Here is a 15,023-nt window from a genome sequence, read left to right on the forward strand (position 1 = left end):
CCCGTCCGCTACCAGCTGGCCTTGCGGTACAGCTCCCACACCTGCATGACGGTCTGCGGGTCGAGGGCGCGCTCGCCGCCGCCGATCTCCTCACTGGCCGCCACATACAGCTTGCCCTGCCACAGCGGCAGCAGACGGACGTCGTCGACGAGGATCTCCTGCGCCTTCTCGAACTGCTTGGTGACCGCGCCGCGGTCGCTCTCACGACGGGACTGCACCAGCTGCTCGGTGATCTCGGGCGCCTCGTACGGCGTGCCGAGGACGTTCTCCGCGCCGACGAACGGCGCGATGAAGTTGTCCGGGTCCGGGAAGTCGGGGAACCAGCCACGGCCGAAGACGGGGTACTCGCCGTTCTGGTAGCCCTTCTGGAACTCGTCCCACGGCTTGCCCTGGATGGTGACCTCGAACAGGCCGGTGGCATCGAGCTGCCGCTCGAGCTCGGCGAACTCGGGCTCCGTCGCGGAGCCGTAACGGTCGGTGGTGTACCAGAAGCTCAGCGGCACGGGCTCCGTGATGCCCGCGTCCTCCAGGATGCCCGCCGCCTTGGTCACGTTCGGCTCGCCGTAACGGTCGAAGAACTCGGTGGTGTGCCCGGCGATGCCCTTGGGGACCATCGAGTACAGCGGCTCCGCCGTCCCCTTGTAGACCTTCTCGACCAGCGCGTCGCGGTCGACGACCTGCGCGATCGCGCGGCGGACGGCCAGCTTGCCGGCGTTGGGGTCGGAGGGGTTGAAGACGAGGTAGCGGATGTCGGCGCCGACCGTCTCGACGAGCTGGAGGTGGTCGTTCTCCGGCTCCTTCTCCTGCAGCTCGACGACCTGCTCCGCGGTCAGACCACGGTTTATGGCGTCGATCTCGTGCTCCTTGAGGGCCGTCATCATGACGCCGGAGTCCTCGAAGTAGCGGATGGTGACCGCGTCGTTCTTGATCTTCGCGAAGCCCTTGTACTTGGCGAACCGGGTCAGCTCGGCGCGGTCGCCCTTCTCGTACGAGTCGAGGGCGTAGGGGCCGGACCCCGTCAGCTTGCCGTCCTCCCGCAGCTTGTCGGCCGGGTACTCGGAGGGCGGCACGATGGACATGGCCGGGGTGGCGAGGATGAACGGGAACGTGGCGTCGGACGTCTTGAGGTGGAAGGTGACGACGCGGTCACCCTCGGTCTCGATCCGGTCCAGGGAGCCCAGCAGACCCTTCGGACCACCCTGTACGTCGATGGTCCTGATGCGGTCGATGGAGTGCTTCACCGCGGCGGCGTCGAGCTTGTCGCCGTTGGTGAAGGTGAGGCCCTCGTGGACCTCGCACTCGAAGGTCTTGTTGCCGGCGTCGGTGAAGCGGCACTCGGCGGCGTCGGGCTGCGGCACGGTGCTCCCCGTCGGGAAGCTCACCAGCGTCTGGAAGACGTTCCGGTACAGCTCCCACGAGCCGTCCCAGGCGGCGGCCGGGTCGAGCGTACTGGGCTCGCTGGTGGTGCCGACGGAGATCTTCTGTTCAGTGTCGCCGCCGTCTTCCGAAAGCAGGCCGCACCCTGCCAGCAGCGATATGGACGCTAGGGCTGCAGCGGCCTGCAGACAGGTCCGGTAGAACACGTGCACGCTCCTCGTTCAGCCATGGGTCGGCGAACCATACCGCAGCGCCCCGCCGGGGCAAGGTGGCGGCCCGGCGGGGCACTTGGATCATTCAGGAACAAACCGCCGCAGGGCGGTCCGCCGCCCCTCAGTGGACTCCCGCGTTGAGGAAGATACCGCCGTCCACAACGAGCGTCTGCCCCGTGATCCAGTCCGACTGCCGGGACGTGAGGAACGCGGCCGCGCCCCCGATGTCCGACGGCACGCCGAGCCGCCCCAGGGGGTAGGCCGCGGCCGCTTCCGCCTCCCTGCCCTCGTAGAGCGCCTCCGCGAACCTGGTCTTGATCACCGCGGGCGCGATGGCGTTGACCCGTACGCTCGGCGCGAGTTCGTGGGCCAGCTGAAGGGTCAGATTGACCATGGCCGCCTTGCTCATGCCGTACGCCCCGATGAAGGGCGACGCGGAGACACCGGCGACGGAGGCGATGTTCACGATCGCACCGCCGTTCTCCTTCTGCCACGCCTTCCACGTCTGCTGGGCGAAGCCGAGCGCGGAGATCACGTTGGTCTCGTAGACCTTGCGCGCCACGTTCAGGTCGAGCTCGGCGATGGGGCCGAAGACGGGGTTGGTGCCGGCGTTGTTCACCAGGAAGTCGACACGGCCGAACGCCTCCATGGTGCGCTCGACGGCGGCCGCCTGGTGGGCCTCGTCGTGGGCCTTGCCCGCGACCGCGATGACCCGGTCGGCTCCGAGCCGCTCCACGGCCTCCTTCAGCGCCTCCTCGCCGCGGCCGGTGATGCACACCCGGTCGCCTCGCGCGACCAGCGCCTCCGCGATCCCGTAACCGATCCCGCGGCTGGCTCCGGTGATCAGCGCGACCTTGCCGCTGTCCTGGACCTGCTCCGCCCCTGCTGCCTGTGCTGTCATGTCCTTCGAACCCCGATTCAGTTGAGCGGTCCGCCGGCCACGTACATGACCTGGCCGGAGACGAAGCCGGCGTCGTCGCCCGCGAAGAAGGCGATCGCATTCGCGACGTCCTCCGGCCGGCCGACACGCTGGACGGGGATCTGGGTCGCGGCGGCGGCCTGGAACTCCTCGAAGCCCATGCCCACGCGGGCCGCGGTCTGCGCGGTCATCTCCGTGACGATGAAGCCGGGAGCGACGGCGTTGGCGGTGATGCCGAACTTGCCGAGCTCCTTGGCGAGGGTCTTGGTGAAGCCCTGGAGACCGGCCTTGACCGCCGCGTAGTTCGCCTGGCCGCGGTTGCCGAGCGCCGAGGAGGAGGACAGGGAGACGATCCGGCCGAAGCCGGCGTCGACCATGTGCTTCTGGCAGGCCTTGGCCATCAGGAACGCACCCTTGAGGTGCACGTTCATCACGGTGTCCCAGTCGGACTCGCTCATCTTGAAGAGCAGGTTGTCGCGGAGCACCCCGGCGTTGTTGACCAGGATCGTCGGTGCGCCGAGCTCGTCGGCGACGCGCGCCACGGCGGTCTCCACCTGGGCGGCGTCCGAGACGTCGCAGCCCACCGCGACGGCCTTGCCGCCCGCCGCGGTAATCTTCTCGACGGTGTCCTTGCAGGCCGCCTCGTCGAGGTCGAGCACGGCCACGGCGCGGCCCTCGGCCGCGAGCCTGATGGCGGTGGCGGCGCCGATGCCGCGCGCGCCTCCGGTCACGACAGCCACACGCTGCTCGGTGGTGGACATTCTGGTTCTCCTCGCCCTTGAAGCCCGTCAATCCCTGTGCCGGCGACCGAACGGCCACCCTTCACTGAGCGACCGCTTAGTACCTTCGGCAGACAGGACGCTAGAAGCCCTGGCACCCGGTGTCAACGGCACCGGGGCCGGGCGGCGCATGTCACACCGGCCGGCTCTGGTCCTCAGCGCACGAGCAGGTCCAGCAGACGCTCGACCTCCGCCTCGGGATCGAGGGTCAGCCCCGTGTGCACCGGGCCGGGCTGGACGACCGTGGACCGGGGCGCGATCAGCCAGCGGAAGCGCCGGCCCGCGTCGTCGCGCGCGGCCTGGCCCGCGTCCTCGCCGCCACGGCACACGCCCTCCACGGCGCGGAGCGCCGCCCGTACGCCGGTCACGTCCGCCTGCGGATCGAGTGCCCGCAGTTTGGCCTCGTCGAGATGGGTGCGGGCGGCCACGAACGTCTTGGCGCGGCAGTAGACCACCACGCCGGCGTTGAAGAACTCCCCGCGCTCGACCCTCGGCACCACGCGCAGCAGTGCGTACTCGAAAACATCGCGGTCGCTCACCGGGCCGTGCCCTTCGCGCTGTTCCTGGTGGGGTGCGGCCAGGGGGTCAGATGGTCGGTCAGCCAGCCCGGCGCCCGGGACGGCCTCGGCTTCGTCGGGGCGCCGAGGGTGATGCGCTCGTGGATGGTGGCGGCGCGCGACAGCAGCGCCTCCACGTACGAACGGCGCAGGGCGTCGGCGGAGTCGAAACCCGGCTCGCCGGCCAGCCACGCGTCGGGCACCTCCGCCGCGACCTCGGTCAGCAGCTCCTCCGTCACCAGCGGCGCGAGCTCGGCGGCGGCCGCTGCGACGTCGGGGCCGAAGGGGGCGAGCGCGTGGTCGGAGGCGTCGTACGGCTTGGCCGCGGAGGCGGCTGCGCCGGGCCAGTTGTGGTGCCAGATCATGGTGGCGCCATGGTCGATGAGCCACAGATCGCCGTGCCACACCAGCATGTTGGGATTGCGCCAGGAACGGTCCACGTTGTTGATCAGCGCGTCGAACCAGACGACCTTTCCGGCCTCGGCCGCGTCCACCTCGTACGCGAGCGGGTCGAAACCGAGCGAGCCGGGCAGGAAGTCCATCCCGAGGTTGAGCCCGCCGCTGGCCTTGAGCAGTTCCTGTACTTCCTGGTCCGGCTCGGACAGCCCGATGACCGGGTCGAGCTGGATGGTCACGAGGTCGGGCACCCGCAGCCCGAGCCGCCGCCCGAGCTGCCCACAGACGACCTCGGCGACCAGGGTCTTGCGGCCCTGCCCGGCACCGGTGAACTTCATGACGTACGTGCCGAGATCGTCGGCCTCGACGATCCCGGGAAGCGAACCGCCCTCCCGCAGGGGCGTGACGTATCGGGTCGCGGTGACCTCTGTAAGCATTTCGCCAGGCTATACGGCCTGCCCCTCTGGAGATCCACGGAACGGATGAGCGTCGCACAGCCCGAGGGGCGGCACCCGACCAGCCCCGGGGAGATCTGGGGAGCTTTCGGCCGGCCCGCCGGGCGGCCGGAGTGCCCCGCAGCGCGCAGCTCGGCGATGTCGACGACGTGGGCGCGCGAGGGGAGGACTCGATGGAGCAGTTGCGGCCGGCTTCAGCGGCGACTTGCGTGCGTCATTCACGGGTGTGGGACGGTTCCGGGTCGTGCTGCGACGTCTGGTCGCTTCGGGGAAGCAGCAGCGGGGTGGCCAGGATGAGCAGTCCCGCGACCGTGAGAGCCGTGCGTGGGCTGGTGACGTCGGCGAGCAGCCCGCCGAGCGCGGTGAGGACGGCGATGGACGCCTGCCGGCCGATCGACCAGGCCGACAGGGTGCGGGCGACGAGATGCTCGGGAGTGCGTTCGAGCCGGTAGGTGGCGAGCACCGGGGTGTACAGGCTCATGTTGACAATGATCGCCAGCTCGACAGCCATCACGGTGACGAGGCCGACGACGCCGGGGCCGACGAAGGCCAGGCCGAGCAGCCAGACGACGCGCAGGGTGCCGACGGTCCGGAAGACCCGGTCCCGGCCGTAGCGGGTCACGACCCGCTGGGCCAGCCGGGAACCGATGAGCCCGCCGAGGCAGGGGACGGCGAAGGCGAGGCCGTACTGCCAGGGGGCGAAGTCGAGTTGGCGAAGCAGGAGCACGGCGAGCACCGGCTCGGTGGCCATGATCAGACCGGAGACGAGCATGTTGTTGAGATAGAGCGCCCGCAGACCGGGATCGCCCATAATGTGCCGCCAGCCGTCGAACACTGCGCCCGCCCGGACTGTCTTCCTGCCGGTCGGTTGCGGCGCTTCCTCCCGGCTGCGGATCGCGGTGATGCCCAACGCGGAGAGCAGGTGGCTGAGCGCGTCGGCCACCACAGTGACGACCGGCCCGAACAGGCCGATCGCCGCCCCGCCCAGCGGTGGCCCGACCGCGATGGCGCTCCAGTTCGTGGACTCGAAGCGCGCGTTGGCCACGAGCAGGTCCTCCGGCCGGACGACGGCCTTGAGGCAGGCACCGCCGGCCGCCCCGAACGCAATCCTGGCCGCAGCGATCACGATCGAGACCACGAGCAGCTGCAAGAAACCGAGTTGACCGAAGGCGTAGGCGACCGGGATCGTCGCCAAGGCTGCGAACCGGGTCAGGTCCATCGCGATCATGACCGGCCGCTTGCGCCGGAACTCCACCCACGGCGCGAGTGGCACCGCGATGAGCGCGCCCACGGCAGGCCCCACCGCGGACAGCGCGGACACCTCGGCGGGACCGGCGTGCAGCACCAGTACGGCGATCAGCGGCAGTGCCCCGAACCCCAGTCCGGACCCGTACGCGCTCACCGCGTACGCCGCCCACAGCCAGCCGAACTGCCGGCCCAGCCGTCTCCTGCGCACCATGCGCCGCGCGCTCCCCTCGACGTCCCGGTCGAACAAGCGGATGTTGACCGATGAGAGCTAATCGGGCGACATAACCGCAGGTCAAACAACCATCTCGTCAGCTACGCACAACCATGGGTTGTTCAGTAGGGTGGGTCGGCGTGGATCTCGAAGCCGTACGTACCTTCGCCGCCGTCGCGGAAGCAGGCCAGTTCCAGAAGGCCGCCGTCGACTTGTCGGTCACCCAGCAGGCCGTCTCCAAGCGCGTGGCCGTGCTGGAGCGCGACCTCGGCGTGCGGCTGTTCACCCGCACGCCCCGGGGCGCCGAGCTGACCATCGACGGGCAGGCCTTCCTGCCCCACGCGCGCGAGCTGCTGCGCGTCGCCGAGCGCGCGGTCGCGTCCGTGCGTACCGGCAGCCGTCCGCTGCGCGTCGACGTGATCGCCTCGCGCGGCGCGGCGTCGGGCCTGATGCGCGGCTTCCACCGCGCACATCCCGAAATCGACCTGGACGTGCTGATGCTGTTCGAGATCGAGACGGCCGTCGCCGCCATCCGGTCCGGTACGGTCGACGCGTCCTTCCGCGCCGTCGCCGCGCCCGGCCGGCCCTTTCCCGAGGACATCGAGTCCGTCCGAGTGCTCGACGAGCCGCTCCAGCTCCTCACCGGCCCCGCCCACGCGCTGGCGGGCGCCAAGTCGGTGACCGTCGCCGAGCTGGTCGGGCACCGGATCTGGATGCCCGGCATCGTCCCGGGCACCGAGTGGGGCGCCTACTACGACGATCTCGTCGCCGAATTCGGCCTCACCATCGAGGCGACCGGCCCCAACTTCGGCTCCGACGTGCTCCTCGACACCATCGCCGACACCCCGGCTCTGGCCACCTTCATGAGCGAGCAGACCCGCCTCGTCTGGCCCGCCGGCCACGACCTGCGCCGCATCCCGGTGACCGACCCGACGCCGGTCTACCCGCACTCGCTCATCTGGCACCGCGACAACCCCCACCCGGCGCTGGCCACCCTCCGCGCCCACCTCGCCGCCACAGCGACCGGCCACGACGCCGCAGGGACCTGGGCGCCGGGCTGGGTGATTCCGCGCTGAACGACGCCGCGTCGTCGATCCCCGCCGGATCGATGGACGGCGCCTCACAGTTCCAGCGCATCGGCCCCGCTTATCCGTACGACAACACGGCCGGTGCGCACCGCACGTACACGTTCGCCTTCGATCCCACGGCGGGTGACGGGGTCCGCATCATCGGACGTCCCGGCGGTGAGAGGACGTTCACGTCCATCGCGGAGCTCGAGGTCAACTACGGCAACCCGGGCGGTGTGATGCTCGGCGGCCCGCCGACGGACGCGAACGGCGACGGCAAGGACGACATCGTCACCTTCACCCACAACGACCTGGCCGACGTGTACGTGAGCGTGTCCAACGGCACGGACGGCTTCGTCAGCGGCGCCAAGTGGCACGACTTCTTCGGCCTCGCCGGCGAGACGAGCCTCTGGTGCCGGAGATCCACGGAACGGGCGAGCGTCGCACCAACCTCGGGAAGGGTCACCGTCATCCGGACGCCTCGGACCGAACACTGAAAGACCACGCTCAGTCACAGTCGCCGGCCGCCACAGGCCTGCCCTCTACTCCACGAGCGTCGCAGCGCGTTGCTCGAGGAAGGCGCGGGCAGCCGGGTCGTCGCTGAGCGCCGCCGCTTCGGCATACGCCGCGACGGCCTCCGCACGCCGGTCGAGTCGTGCCAGGAGGTCGCCCCGTGTCGCGTGGAAGGGTTGGAACCGCGCCGGTTCGGCCGGCAACCCGTCCAGCAGTTCCAGCCCACGCTCCGCAGACTCACTGCGTCCCACAACAGCCGCGTGGGCGACGCGGCTTCCCATGCTCGGGGCGACCGTGACCAGCGCCGTGTAGAGCATGCGGAGCGCGGACCAGTCGACATCACCGGTCCGAGCCCGGTCGCAGTGAACGGCCTGGATCGCGGCCTCGATCTGGAACCGACCCGGTGCCCGGCCGGGGCGTTCGGCCCGCCGCAGGTACTCCTCCCCGCGTGCGATGAGCGCGTGGTCCCACCGGGTCGGGTCCTGCTGGTCCAACGGCAGATAGATCCCCTCCGGCGTCGCCCGCGCGGCTGCCAGCGCCAGCAGCGCTGCCAGCGACCATGCCTCGGGCTCGTCGCCGAGAAGGCCGGCTGTCGTGACGGCGAGCTGCAGCGCCTCACCGGCAAGTGACTCCCCGTCGCTCCGCTCCGCCCCCGCCAGCGCATGGCAGCCATAGATCGCTTCCAGAACCCCCGGAAGGCGCTCGGGCATGGCCTGGCGTCCGGGGATGACGAACGGGATCCGCGCGTCTCGGATACGCCGCTTGGCGCGCACCAGCCGCTGCGACATCGCTCCGGCGGGCACCGCGTAGGCGCGGGCGATCTCGGCGGAATCGAAACCGAGCACGGTCTGCAACATCAGCGGTGTGCGCACGTTCGCGGCGATCGCCGGATGTGCGCAGACGAACAGGAGTGCCAACCGCCGGTCCGGAATCGCGTCCGGGTCGAAATTCTCCAGGGGCGAGACGGCATCCGCGCCGGTGCCGGTGGCAGCCTGCAGGGGCTGGTTGCGGCGGTGCGCGGCGGATTTCCAGACGTCCCGCTGCCGGTTCTGCGCGACCCTCAGCAGCCACCCTTCCGGATTGCGCGGAACGCCGTCCCGTGGCCACGTGGTCAAGGCCTGTTCGAACGCCTGCGCCACGGTGTCTTGGGCGAGTTCGAGGTCGCCGGTCGGAGCGGCCAGCAGCGCCACCAGCCGACCGAAGGAGGTCCGCGCGGTGCGTTCGGCGACAAACGCGGCCGTCTCGCCGGTCATGACGACGGAGCCCATGTCCCGTTCACGATGTGCACCGCGCCGGGGCGGATCTCGACCGTGCCCCACGACGCCGGCGGCGCCTGACGCGCCCACTCCAGGGCCGTGTCGAGATCCGGCACGTCGATGACGATCACGCCGCCGAGCTGCTCCTTGGTGTCGGCGAACGGCCCGTCCTGGATGCGTGGCTCCCCGTCGACGAGGGTGAGCGTGGTCGATGTCGTCGACGGCTGCAGCACCTGGCCGCTCACCAGAACGCCGGCCTGCGCCAGCGTCGCGGCGTAGGCGGCGAAGGCCCGCATACCGGCGGCGATCGCCTCCTCCCCGATCGACTCGTCGGTCTCCTCGCTGTAGTGGAACAGCAGCATGTAGCGCATGTGCACACCTCTCACGCAACCGTGCGGGCAGCCCGGTCACTTCACCCGGTAGCGCGCGATCACGACACCGGTCGTGGAGCTGAGCGACTCCTCCAGCACCAGGTCGGCGCGTTCGCCTTCGTCGAAGAGCCGGGTCCCGGCACCCAGCACGATCGGGTGGATCAACAGCACGTACTCGTCGACCAGCCCCGTCGAGCGGAGCGAGCGGACCAGGTCACCACTGCCGAGCACGGTGATCACGCCCTCGACGTCGCGCTTCAGCGCCGTAACGGTCTCGCTCGCCTCCCCGGACAGAAGTGTGGAGTTGGGGAAGGCGGGCCGGGGGCCCGCGTGTCGCGAGGCGACGTACTTCCGTTGGTTCACGAGAGCCTCGGTGAACGGACTGGGCTCCGGCACCGAGGTCCAGTAGCCCAGCAGGTCGTCGTAGGTCCGGCGTCCGAACAGCATGGCGGTGGTTCTCCCGATACTGGAACCCGCGAACCGTCCGATCACCTCGTCGGCGTAACCTTCGCCCCATCCGCCGTGGTGGAAGCCGCCGCGCGTGTCTTCGTCCGCGCGACCCACGCCCTGCATGACACCGTCCAGGGTCACGCTTTCGAAGACGCTGATGACACCCATGGCCGTACTCCTCAGCCTCGTGGCCTCCCGGACCACGGTATGTGGCCCTCCGAAGTGATGACGAGCGGGAAAGAGCCGGACAGACACCCGAGGAAGAGATCTTTTCGCGAGGGGGATTTCCGCGTCCGGGCGCGGTCCCCTCGGCTCGGACGGAGCGCGTGGAACAGCTCGTCGGCCTCGCCTCCCTGGGACGGATCGACCTGGCCCCGCCCATGACCTCCCACGTCCCCTCGAGCGAGGCAGCCGACGCCGTCGCCCGACTGGAGAAGAGGGCCGGCGCCCCGGTCCGCCTCGTGCTCACATCCTGAGCACCGGCTGATTCGGCCCGGCCCGGCGGGTCTGCCGCCGAGCCGGAGCCACGCGAGCGACCGCCGGCCCCGCGCGCGCAGTCGGCGGCGCGCCGGGCCGGCGGTCGGTGTCGGTCAGTGGCCGGCGGTGAGCTGCCCGGCGAGCTTGCCGTGCATGTCGGCGCTGGGCTTGTTGAGGCCGACGATCGTGACCTTCTTGCCGCGCTGGGCGTACTTGGTCTCGACCGCGTCGAGGGCGGCTACGGAGGAGGCGTCCCAGATGTGGGCGTCGGTGAGGTCGATGACGACGTCGTCGGGGTCGCCCTTGTAGTCGAACTGGTAGACGAGGTCGTTGGAGGAGGCGAAGAACAATTCGCCGGTGACCGCGTAGACGACCTGGTTGCCGTCGGGGTCCATTACGCCGGAGACCTCGGCGAGGTGGGCCACGCGCTTGGCGAAGACGACCATGGCGGTGATCGAGCCGAGGACGACGCCGATGGCGAGGTTGTGGGTCGCGACGACGGCGGCGACGGTGACGACCATGACGGTCGTCTCTCCGACGGGCATGCGCTTGAGCGTCTTCGGCCGGACGGAGTGCCAGTCGAACGTGGCGGCCGAGACCATGACCATGACGGCGACCAGGGCGGCCATGGGGATGTCGGAGACGATCGGGCCGAAGACGATGCACAGCACCATCAGGAAGGAACCGGCCAGGAAGGTGGAGAGGCGGGTGCGAGCACCCGACACCTTCACGTTGATCATGGTCTGGCCGATCATGGCGCAGCCGCCCATGCCGCCGAAGAAGCCGGTGACGATGTTGGCGATGCCCTGGCCGAGCGATTCGCGGGTCTTGTTGGAGTGCGTGTCGGTGATGTCGTCGACCAACTTGGCGGTCATCAGCGATTCCATCAGCCCGACCAGTGCGAAGGCGAAGGCGTACGGGGCGATGGTGGTGAGCGTGTCCATCGTGAACGGGACGTCCGGCAGGCCGGGCACCGGCAGCGAGGAGGGCAGGTCGCCCTTGCCGCCCACGGTCGGCACCGCGATGCCCGCGGCGACGGTGATCACGGTCAGGACGACGATGGACACGAGCGGCGCCGGGATCACCTTGGTGACCCTGGGGAACAGCACCATCAGCGCCAGTCCGCCGACGAGCAGCGGGTAGACCGCCCACGGCACATCGTGCATTTCCGGCACCTGCGCCATGAAAATCAGGATGGCGAGGGCGTTGACGAACCCGACCATCACGCTGCGCGGCACGAACCGCATCAGCCTGGCCACGCCCAGCGCGCCGAGGACGATCTGGATCAGCCCGCCGAGGATGACGGCGGCGATCAGGTAGCCGAGGCCGTACTCATGATTGAGCGGCGCGATGACCAGCGCGATCGCGCCGGTCGCGGCGGAGATCATCGCCTTGCGGCCACCCACGACCGAGATCACCACGGCCATGGTGAAGGAGGCGAAGAGGCCGACGGCCGGGTCGACACCGGCGATGATCGAGAACGAGATCGCCTCGGGGATCAGCGCCAGAGCCACGACCAGGCCGGCCAGCACCTCGGTGCGGAAGATCTTCGGGGAAGCCAGCCACTCAGGCCTGGACAGACGCAGCTTGGGAGCTGCGGACAGCGGTGAAGACATGCAACCGTTTCCGTTCGGGCGCATGCATCCACCTGCCGGATGCAAGCGCGTTGTTTCTCGACCCCACGTGGTGACGAAAGGTCCCCGGCGCCCCGGCCTCGGTGGGGGTCTGCCGGTGGGAGTGACGGCCGCTTCGGCCGCCGATCGGGCATCATTACCCGGAAGTCTTCGGGTGTCGGCGGGGCCGGTCACGGCCGGGCGCCGACGCGGGCGCTCCGTCTGCACCTGCGCAGCATGGGCGGCCTCGGCACAAACTGTACCCTGACGTTACGGAAGAGTGCGACCCGGTGGCTGGTGAAACCCAGGTCCACGCGCACTCGGATCACGTGATTCCGGACACGTACGCTGGGCACTTCGCTCGTTCGAGCACCGGGGAAGGCAGAAGGAGAAGGCGTGACGATGACAGAGCGGCAGATGCAGATCGGCGAGGTCGCCGAGCGAACCGGTTTGTCGCTGCGCACGATCCGTCACTACGAGGAAGTCGGCCTCGTGACGCCCTCCGCCCGGAGCAAGGGCGGCTTCCGCCTCTACACCGAGGCCGACGTCGAGCGCCTGATGGTCATCCGCCGCATGAAACCGCTGGACTTCTCGCTCGACGAGATGCGGGACCTTCTGGAGATCACCGACAGGATCGCCGGTACCGCCACGGAGGTCTCCGCCGACGAACGCGCGCGGCTGCGCGAGCGCCTCGACGCCTACCGCAAGGTGGCGGACGCCCGCTGCGAGAAACTGCGCGCACAGCTGCTGGCGGCCGAGGACTTCGCCGCCACACTCCGCAGCAGGCTCGGGGACTGACAGCGGCACAAGCGCACGCGTCGCGCGCGAGCCACTGAACACCCCGGCACTTGAAACACCCCGGCACTGAAACACCCAGGAGCTGAACGCCTCGCACCACCCGCGTCCGCGCTACGGGGACGGCGCCGGTCGGGCGCGGTAGGTCGTGGTCCACGTCCGGGCACGGGCGGTCATTGCTCGTCGTCCGGCCCGCGCTCGTAGATGTCGGGAACGGCGTTGGCGTTCTCGTCGATGTTCTCCTCCTCCCACAGCCGGCGGTAGATGCCGTTCCTGCGCTTGAGCAGCAGGGCGGCGAGACCGGCGGCGATCAGCGAGCCGACCAGGACGGCGGCCTTGACGTGCTCCGTGAGCACCGGATCGACGAAGGCGAGGTCGCCGATCAGCAGGGCGACGGTGAAGCCGATCCCGGCGAGTGCCGCGAGACCGAAGACGTCGGCCCAGGCCAGGTCCGGGTTGAGTCGTGCCCGGGTGAAGCGAGCCGCCAGCCAGGTCCCGGCGAAGACACCGACCGTCTTGCCCACGACCAGCCCGAGGACCACACCCAACGGCTCCGGGTCCGAGAACACCTTGCCCAGGGCGGAGGCCGAGACGCTCACGCCAGCGGCGAAGAGCGCGAAGAGCGGGACGGCGATGCCTGCGGAGATCGGTCGCAGCAGGTGCACGGTGCGTTCCGCGGGTGACGCGTCCTCCCGGGGGCGTCCCCGGGTGCCTTCGTCGTGCGCGGCTCGCAGGAGCATGCCCATGGCCACTCCGGCCACGGTCGCGTGCACGCCGCTGTTGTACATCAGCGCCCAGATGGCCACGCCCAGCGGTACGTACCACCACCAGCCCCGTACGCGCAGCCGCTGCAACAGGTAGAAGAGGACCAGCCCGGCGACAGAGCCGCCGAGCGCCGGCAGGTTCAGCTCCGAGGTGAAGAACACGGCGATGATCAGAATGGCGCCGAGGTCGTCGACGACGGCGACAGTGAGCAGGAACGCTCTCAGCGCGGACGGCAGATGGGTGCTGAGGACGGCCAGCACGGCGAGCGCGAACGCGATGTCCGTCGCCATCGGCACGGCCCAGCCTGCCGGTGTGCCGCCGCCTGCCGCGACCGTGAGGAGATAGACGAAGGCAGGCACGGCCATTCCGCACAGGGCGGCGATCACGGGCAGCGCGGCTCGCGCCGGATTCCGCAGCTCGCCCAGGACCAGTTCCCGTTTCAGTTCGATCCCGGCGACAAGGAAGAACACGGTGAGCAGGCCGTCGGAGGTCCAGTGCTCGATCGAGAGGTCCAGGCCCAGCGCCGGAATGCCGAAGTGCACGTCCCGCAATGATTCGTAGGCGTCGGCCCAGGGTGTGTTCGCCCAGATCAGAGCGATCGCGGCAGCCACGAGGAGCACGACGCCGCCGACCGTTTCGGTTCTGAGGGCCTGCGCGACGGCCTTCCGTTCCGGCCACGGCAACAGGCCGAGGAAGACGGATGGTTCGCGCGGGGCGGCACACACGACGGGGGACCTCCGGGGCAGCGGCACTCGGGCACTCGGGCCCCTTCATCGCCGACCAGACTTCCCGGCACACCCCGCGCCTGGTCCGACGCGTTCCTCTCACCCTATCCCTCCGTCCTGTCCGGGGCCCTCGGCGCGCGGCCGTCGGACACGGCACGTACGCGGAGCCGTGCGGGGTGGGTCGGCCCGGGGCGCGCCTGGCTGTGGCGTGCTGTCCCGTTCGGCTGCGGCGGCTGCGTCGGAGCCGTGGCTGATCGAACTGCCGTGGTGGAGCCACACCTTGCGGCCCCGGTCCGGTGCGGGCTCGACGGGGGCGTCGGTGCGCAGGGCGACGAGTTCGGTGGTCTCGTTGTGCGGCAGCCAGATCTCCATGTCCTTCGTACCGGCCGGCAGGCCGGGGAAGCGGAGGGTGCCGGGTGGGCCGGACCGCCTCTCCGCGGTGCCGTCGGTCATGTCGATGACCAGAGTGTTGCCGCCGGTCACGCTTGCCCGGCCGGCCGGTCGGCCGTCGAGAGCAGCTCGTACACACCGTCCGGGCGGGGCGGGGCGCCCGCGTAGACCCGTTTGGTGGGCAGTGCGTCCAGTTCGACGGCGGTGGCCCGGGTGCGGAACGCCAGGCGGACGCCGGACGGCTGGGCCTCGGCCATGGCCAGTTGCGGGTCGGTGCACTGGGCGCGGGCCCAGGCAGGCAGCCGGTGCGGCAGCACGCCGGCTTCGGTGCGCTCCACCTCGACGGCGCCGCGCAGCAGGTCCGCGGTGACGGGCGTGGTGATCCAGTTGTCCTCGTTGCGCATCGTCTCAACCTGTTGATCAAAGGAGCCGGGCCGTCCACCTTCG

The 15,023-nt window shown here is 70.1% G+C and carries 15 protein-coding genes and 1 pseudogene; 4 read left to right on the top strand and 12 right to left on the bottom strand.

All coding sequences use genetic code 11. The annotated features are described in order from the left end of the window. Positions 1 to 8 precede the first annotated feature (8 nt). From OGH68_RS05380 to OGH68_RS05405, 6 genes are all read right to left on the bottom strand, one after another. Positions 9 to 1,583, bottom strand: coding sequence for an ABC transporter substrate-binding protein (locus OGH68_RS05380; protein ID WP_264242161.1), 1,575 nt, complete (start codon positions 1,581 to 1,583; stop codon positions 9 to 11). A gap of 127 nt (positions 1,584 to 1,710) precedes the next feature. Next, the gene (locus tag OGH68_RS05385; RefSeq protein ID WP_264242162.1) at positions 1,711 to 2,490 is read right to left on the bottom strand and encodes an SDR family oxidoreductase; all 780 of its coding nucleotides are present in this window, start codon (positions 2,488 to 2,490) and stop codon (positions 1,711 to 1,713) included. A 17-nt stretch (positions 2,491 to 2,507) separates the two neighbouring features. Beyond that, positions 2,508 to 3,269, bottom strand: a complete 762-nt coding sequence (gene fabG, locus OGH68_RS05390; RefSeq protein WP_264242163.1) for a 3-oxoacyl-ACP reductase FabG — start codon at positions 3,267 to 3,269, stop codon at positions 2,508 to 2,510. A gap of 173 nt (positions 3,270 to 3,442) precedes the next feature. Continuing rightward, positions 3,443 to 3,826: a DUF3037 domain-containing protein gene (locus tag OGH68_RS05395; protein ID WP_264242164.1), complete on the bottom strand. Its 384-nt coding sequence runs from the start codon at positions 3,824 to 3,826 to the stop codon at positions 3,443 to 3,445. After that, positions 3,823 to 4,677 (bottom strand): HipA family kinase, encoded by an 855-nt coding sequence (locus OGH68_RS05400; RefSeq protein WP_264242165.1) that lies wholly within the window; start codon positions 4,675 to 4,677, stop codon positions 3,823 to 3,825. The genes OGH68_RS05395 and OGH68_RS05400 overlap by 4 nt, the downstream gene beginning before the upstream one ends. Positions 4,678 to 4,909: 232 nt before the next feature. Further along, a complete protein-coding gene (locus tag OGH68_RS05405) occupies positions 4,910 to 6,154 on the bottom strand; it encodes an MFS transporter (RefSeq protein ID WP_264242166.1) in 1,245 nt (414 codons plus the stop codon). Between the two features lie 140 nt (positions 6,155 to 6,294). Here OGH68_RS05405 and OGH68_RS05410 point away from each other — a divergent pair, with 140 nt between their 5' ends. Both OGH68_RS05410 and OGH68_RS05415 read left to right on the top strand, forming a co-directional pair. Beyond that, positions 6,295 to 7,230, top strand: a complete 936-nt coding sequence (locus OGH68_RS05410) for a LysR family transcriptional regulator (RefSeq protein WP_264242167.1) — start codon at positions 6,295 to 6,297, stop codon at positions 7,228 to 7,230. Positions 7,231 to 7,262: 32 nt separating this feature from the next. Beyond that, positions 7,263 to 7,718 carry a hypothetical protein gene (locus OGH68_RS05415; protein ID WP_264242168.1) on the top strand — a complete coding sequence of 152 codons (456 nt, stop codon included), beginning with the start codon at positions 7,263 to 7,265 and terminating at the stop codon, positions 7,716 to 7,718. A 45-nt stretch (positions 7,719 to 7,763) separates the two neighbouring features. Here OGH68_RS05415 and OGH68_RS05420 read toward each other — a convergent pair whose 3' ends face one another. Genes OGH68_RS05420 through OGH68_RS05430 form a run of 3 tightly spaced genes read right to left on the bottom strand, consistent with a single transcriptional unit; the run spans position 7,764 to position 9,979 of the window. Then, positions 7,764 to 8,987, bottom strand: a complete 1,224-nt coding sequence (locus tag OGH68_RS05420; protein WP_264242169.1) for an RNA polymerase sigma factor — start codon at positions 8,985 to 8,987, stop codon at positions 7,764 to 7,766. After that, positions 8,984 to 9,361, bottom strand: coding sequence for a YciI family protein (locus OGH68_RS05425; protein ID WP_264242170.1), 378 nt, complete (start codon positions 9,359 to 9,361; stop codon positions 8,984 to 8,986). Before OGH68_RS05425 ends, OGH68_RS05420 begins: the two co-directional genes overlap by 4 nt. Before the next feature lie 36 nt (positions 9,362 to 9,397). After that, positions 9,398 to 9,979, bottom strand: coding sequence for a dihydrofolate reductase family protein (locus OGH68_RS05430; protein WP_264242171.1), 582 nt, complete (start codon positions 9,977 to 9,979; stop codon positions 9,398 to 9,400). Positions 9,980 to 10,137: 158 nt separating this feature from the next. Here OGH68_RS05430 and OGH68_RS05435 point away from each other — a divergent pair, with 158 nt between their 5' ends. Further along, entirely contained in the window at positions 10,138 to 10,287 is a 150-nt protein-coding gene (locus OGH68_RS05435; RefSeq protein ID WP_264242172.1) for a hypothetical protein, read from the top strand. 114 nt (positions 10,288 to 10,401) lie between these two features. Here the strand turns inward: OGH68_RS05435 and OGH68_RS05440 are convergent, their stop codons facing one another. After that, complete coding sequence (locus OGH68_RS05440; protein WP_264242173.1) at positions 10,402 to 11,904, bottom strand: SulP family inorganic anion transporter; 1,503 nt, start codon at positions 11,902 to 11,904, stop codon at positions 10,402 to 10,404. 399 nt (positions 11,905 to 12,303) lie between these two features. Here OGH68_RS05440 and OGH68_RS05445 point away from each other — a divergent pair, with 399 nt between their 5' ends. Beyond that, on the top strand, positions 12,304 to 12,699 hold the full coding sequence (locus OGH68_RS05445; RefSeq protein ID WP_264249917.1) for a MerR family transcriptional regulator: 396 nt from the start codon (positions 12,304 to 12,306) through the stop codon (positions 12,697 to 12,699). 170 nt (positions 12,700 to 12,869) lie between these two features. Here OGH68_RS05445 and nhaA read toward each other — a convergent pair whose 3' ends face one another. Further along, positions 12,870 to 14,186 carry a Na+/H+ antiporter NhaA gene (nhaA, locus tag OGH68_RS05450; protein ID WP_264242174.1) on the bottom strand — a complete coding sequence of 439 codons (1,317 nt, stop codon included), beginning with the start codon at positions 14,184 to 14,186 and terminating at the stop codon, positions 12,870 to 12,872. Positions 14,187 to 14,414: 228 nt separating this feature from the next. Next, positions 14,415 to 14,980: pseudogene (locus tag OGH68_RS05455) on the bottom strand (lipase); the annotation flags it as partial. Positions 14,981 to 15,023 lie beyond the last annotated feature (43 nt).

It is taken from the genome of Streptomyces peucetius (assembly GCF_025854275.1).
Classification (GTDB): domain Bacteria; phylum Actinomycetota; class Actinomycetes; order Streptomycetales; family Streptomycetaceae; genus Streptomyces; species Streptomyces peucetius_A.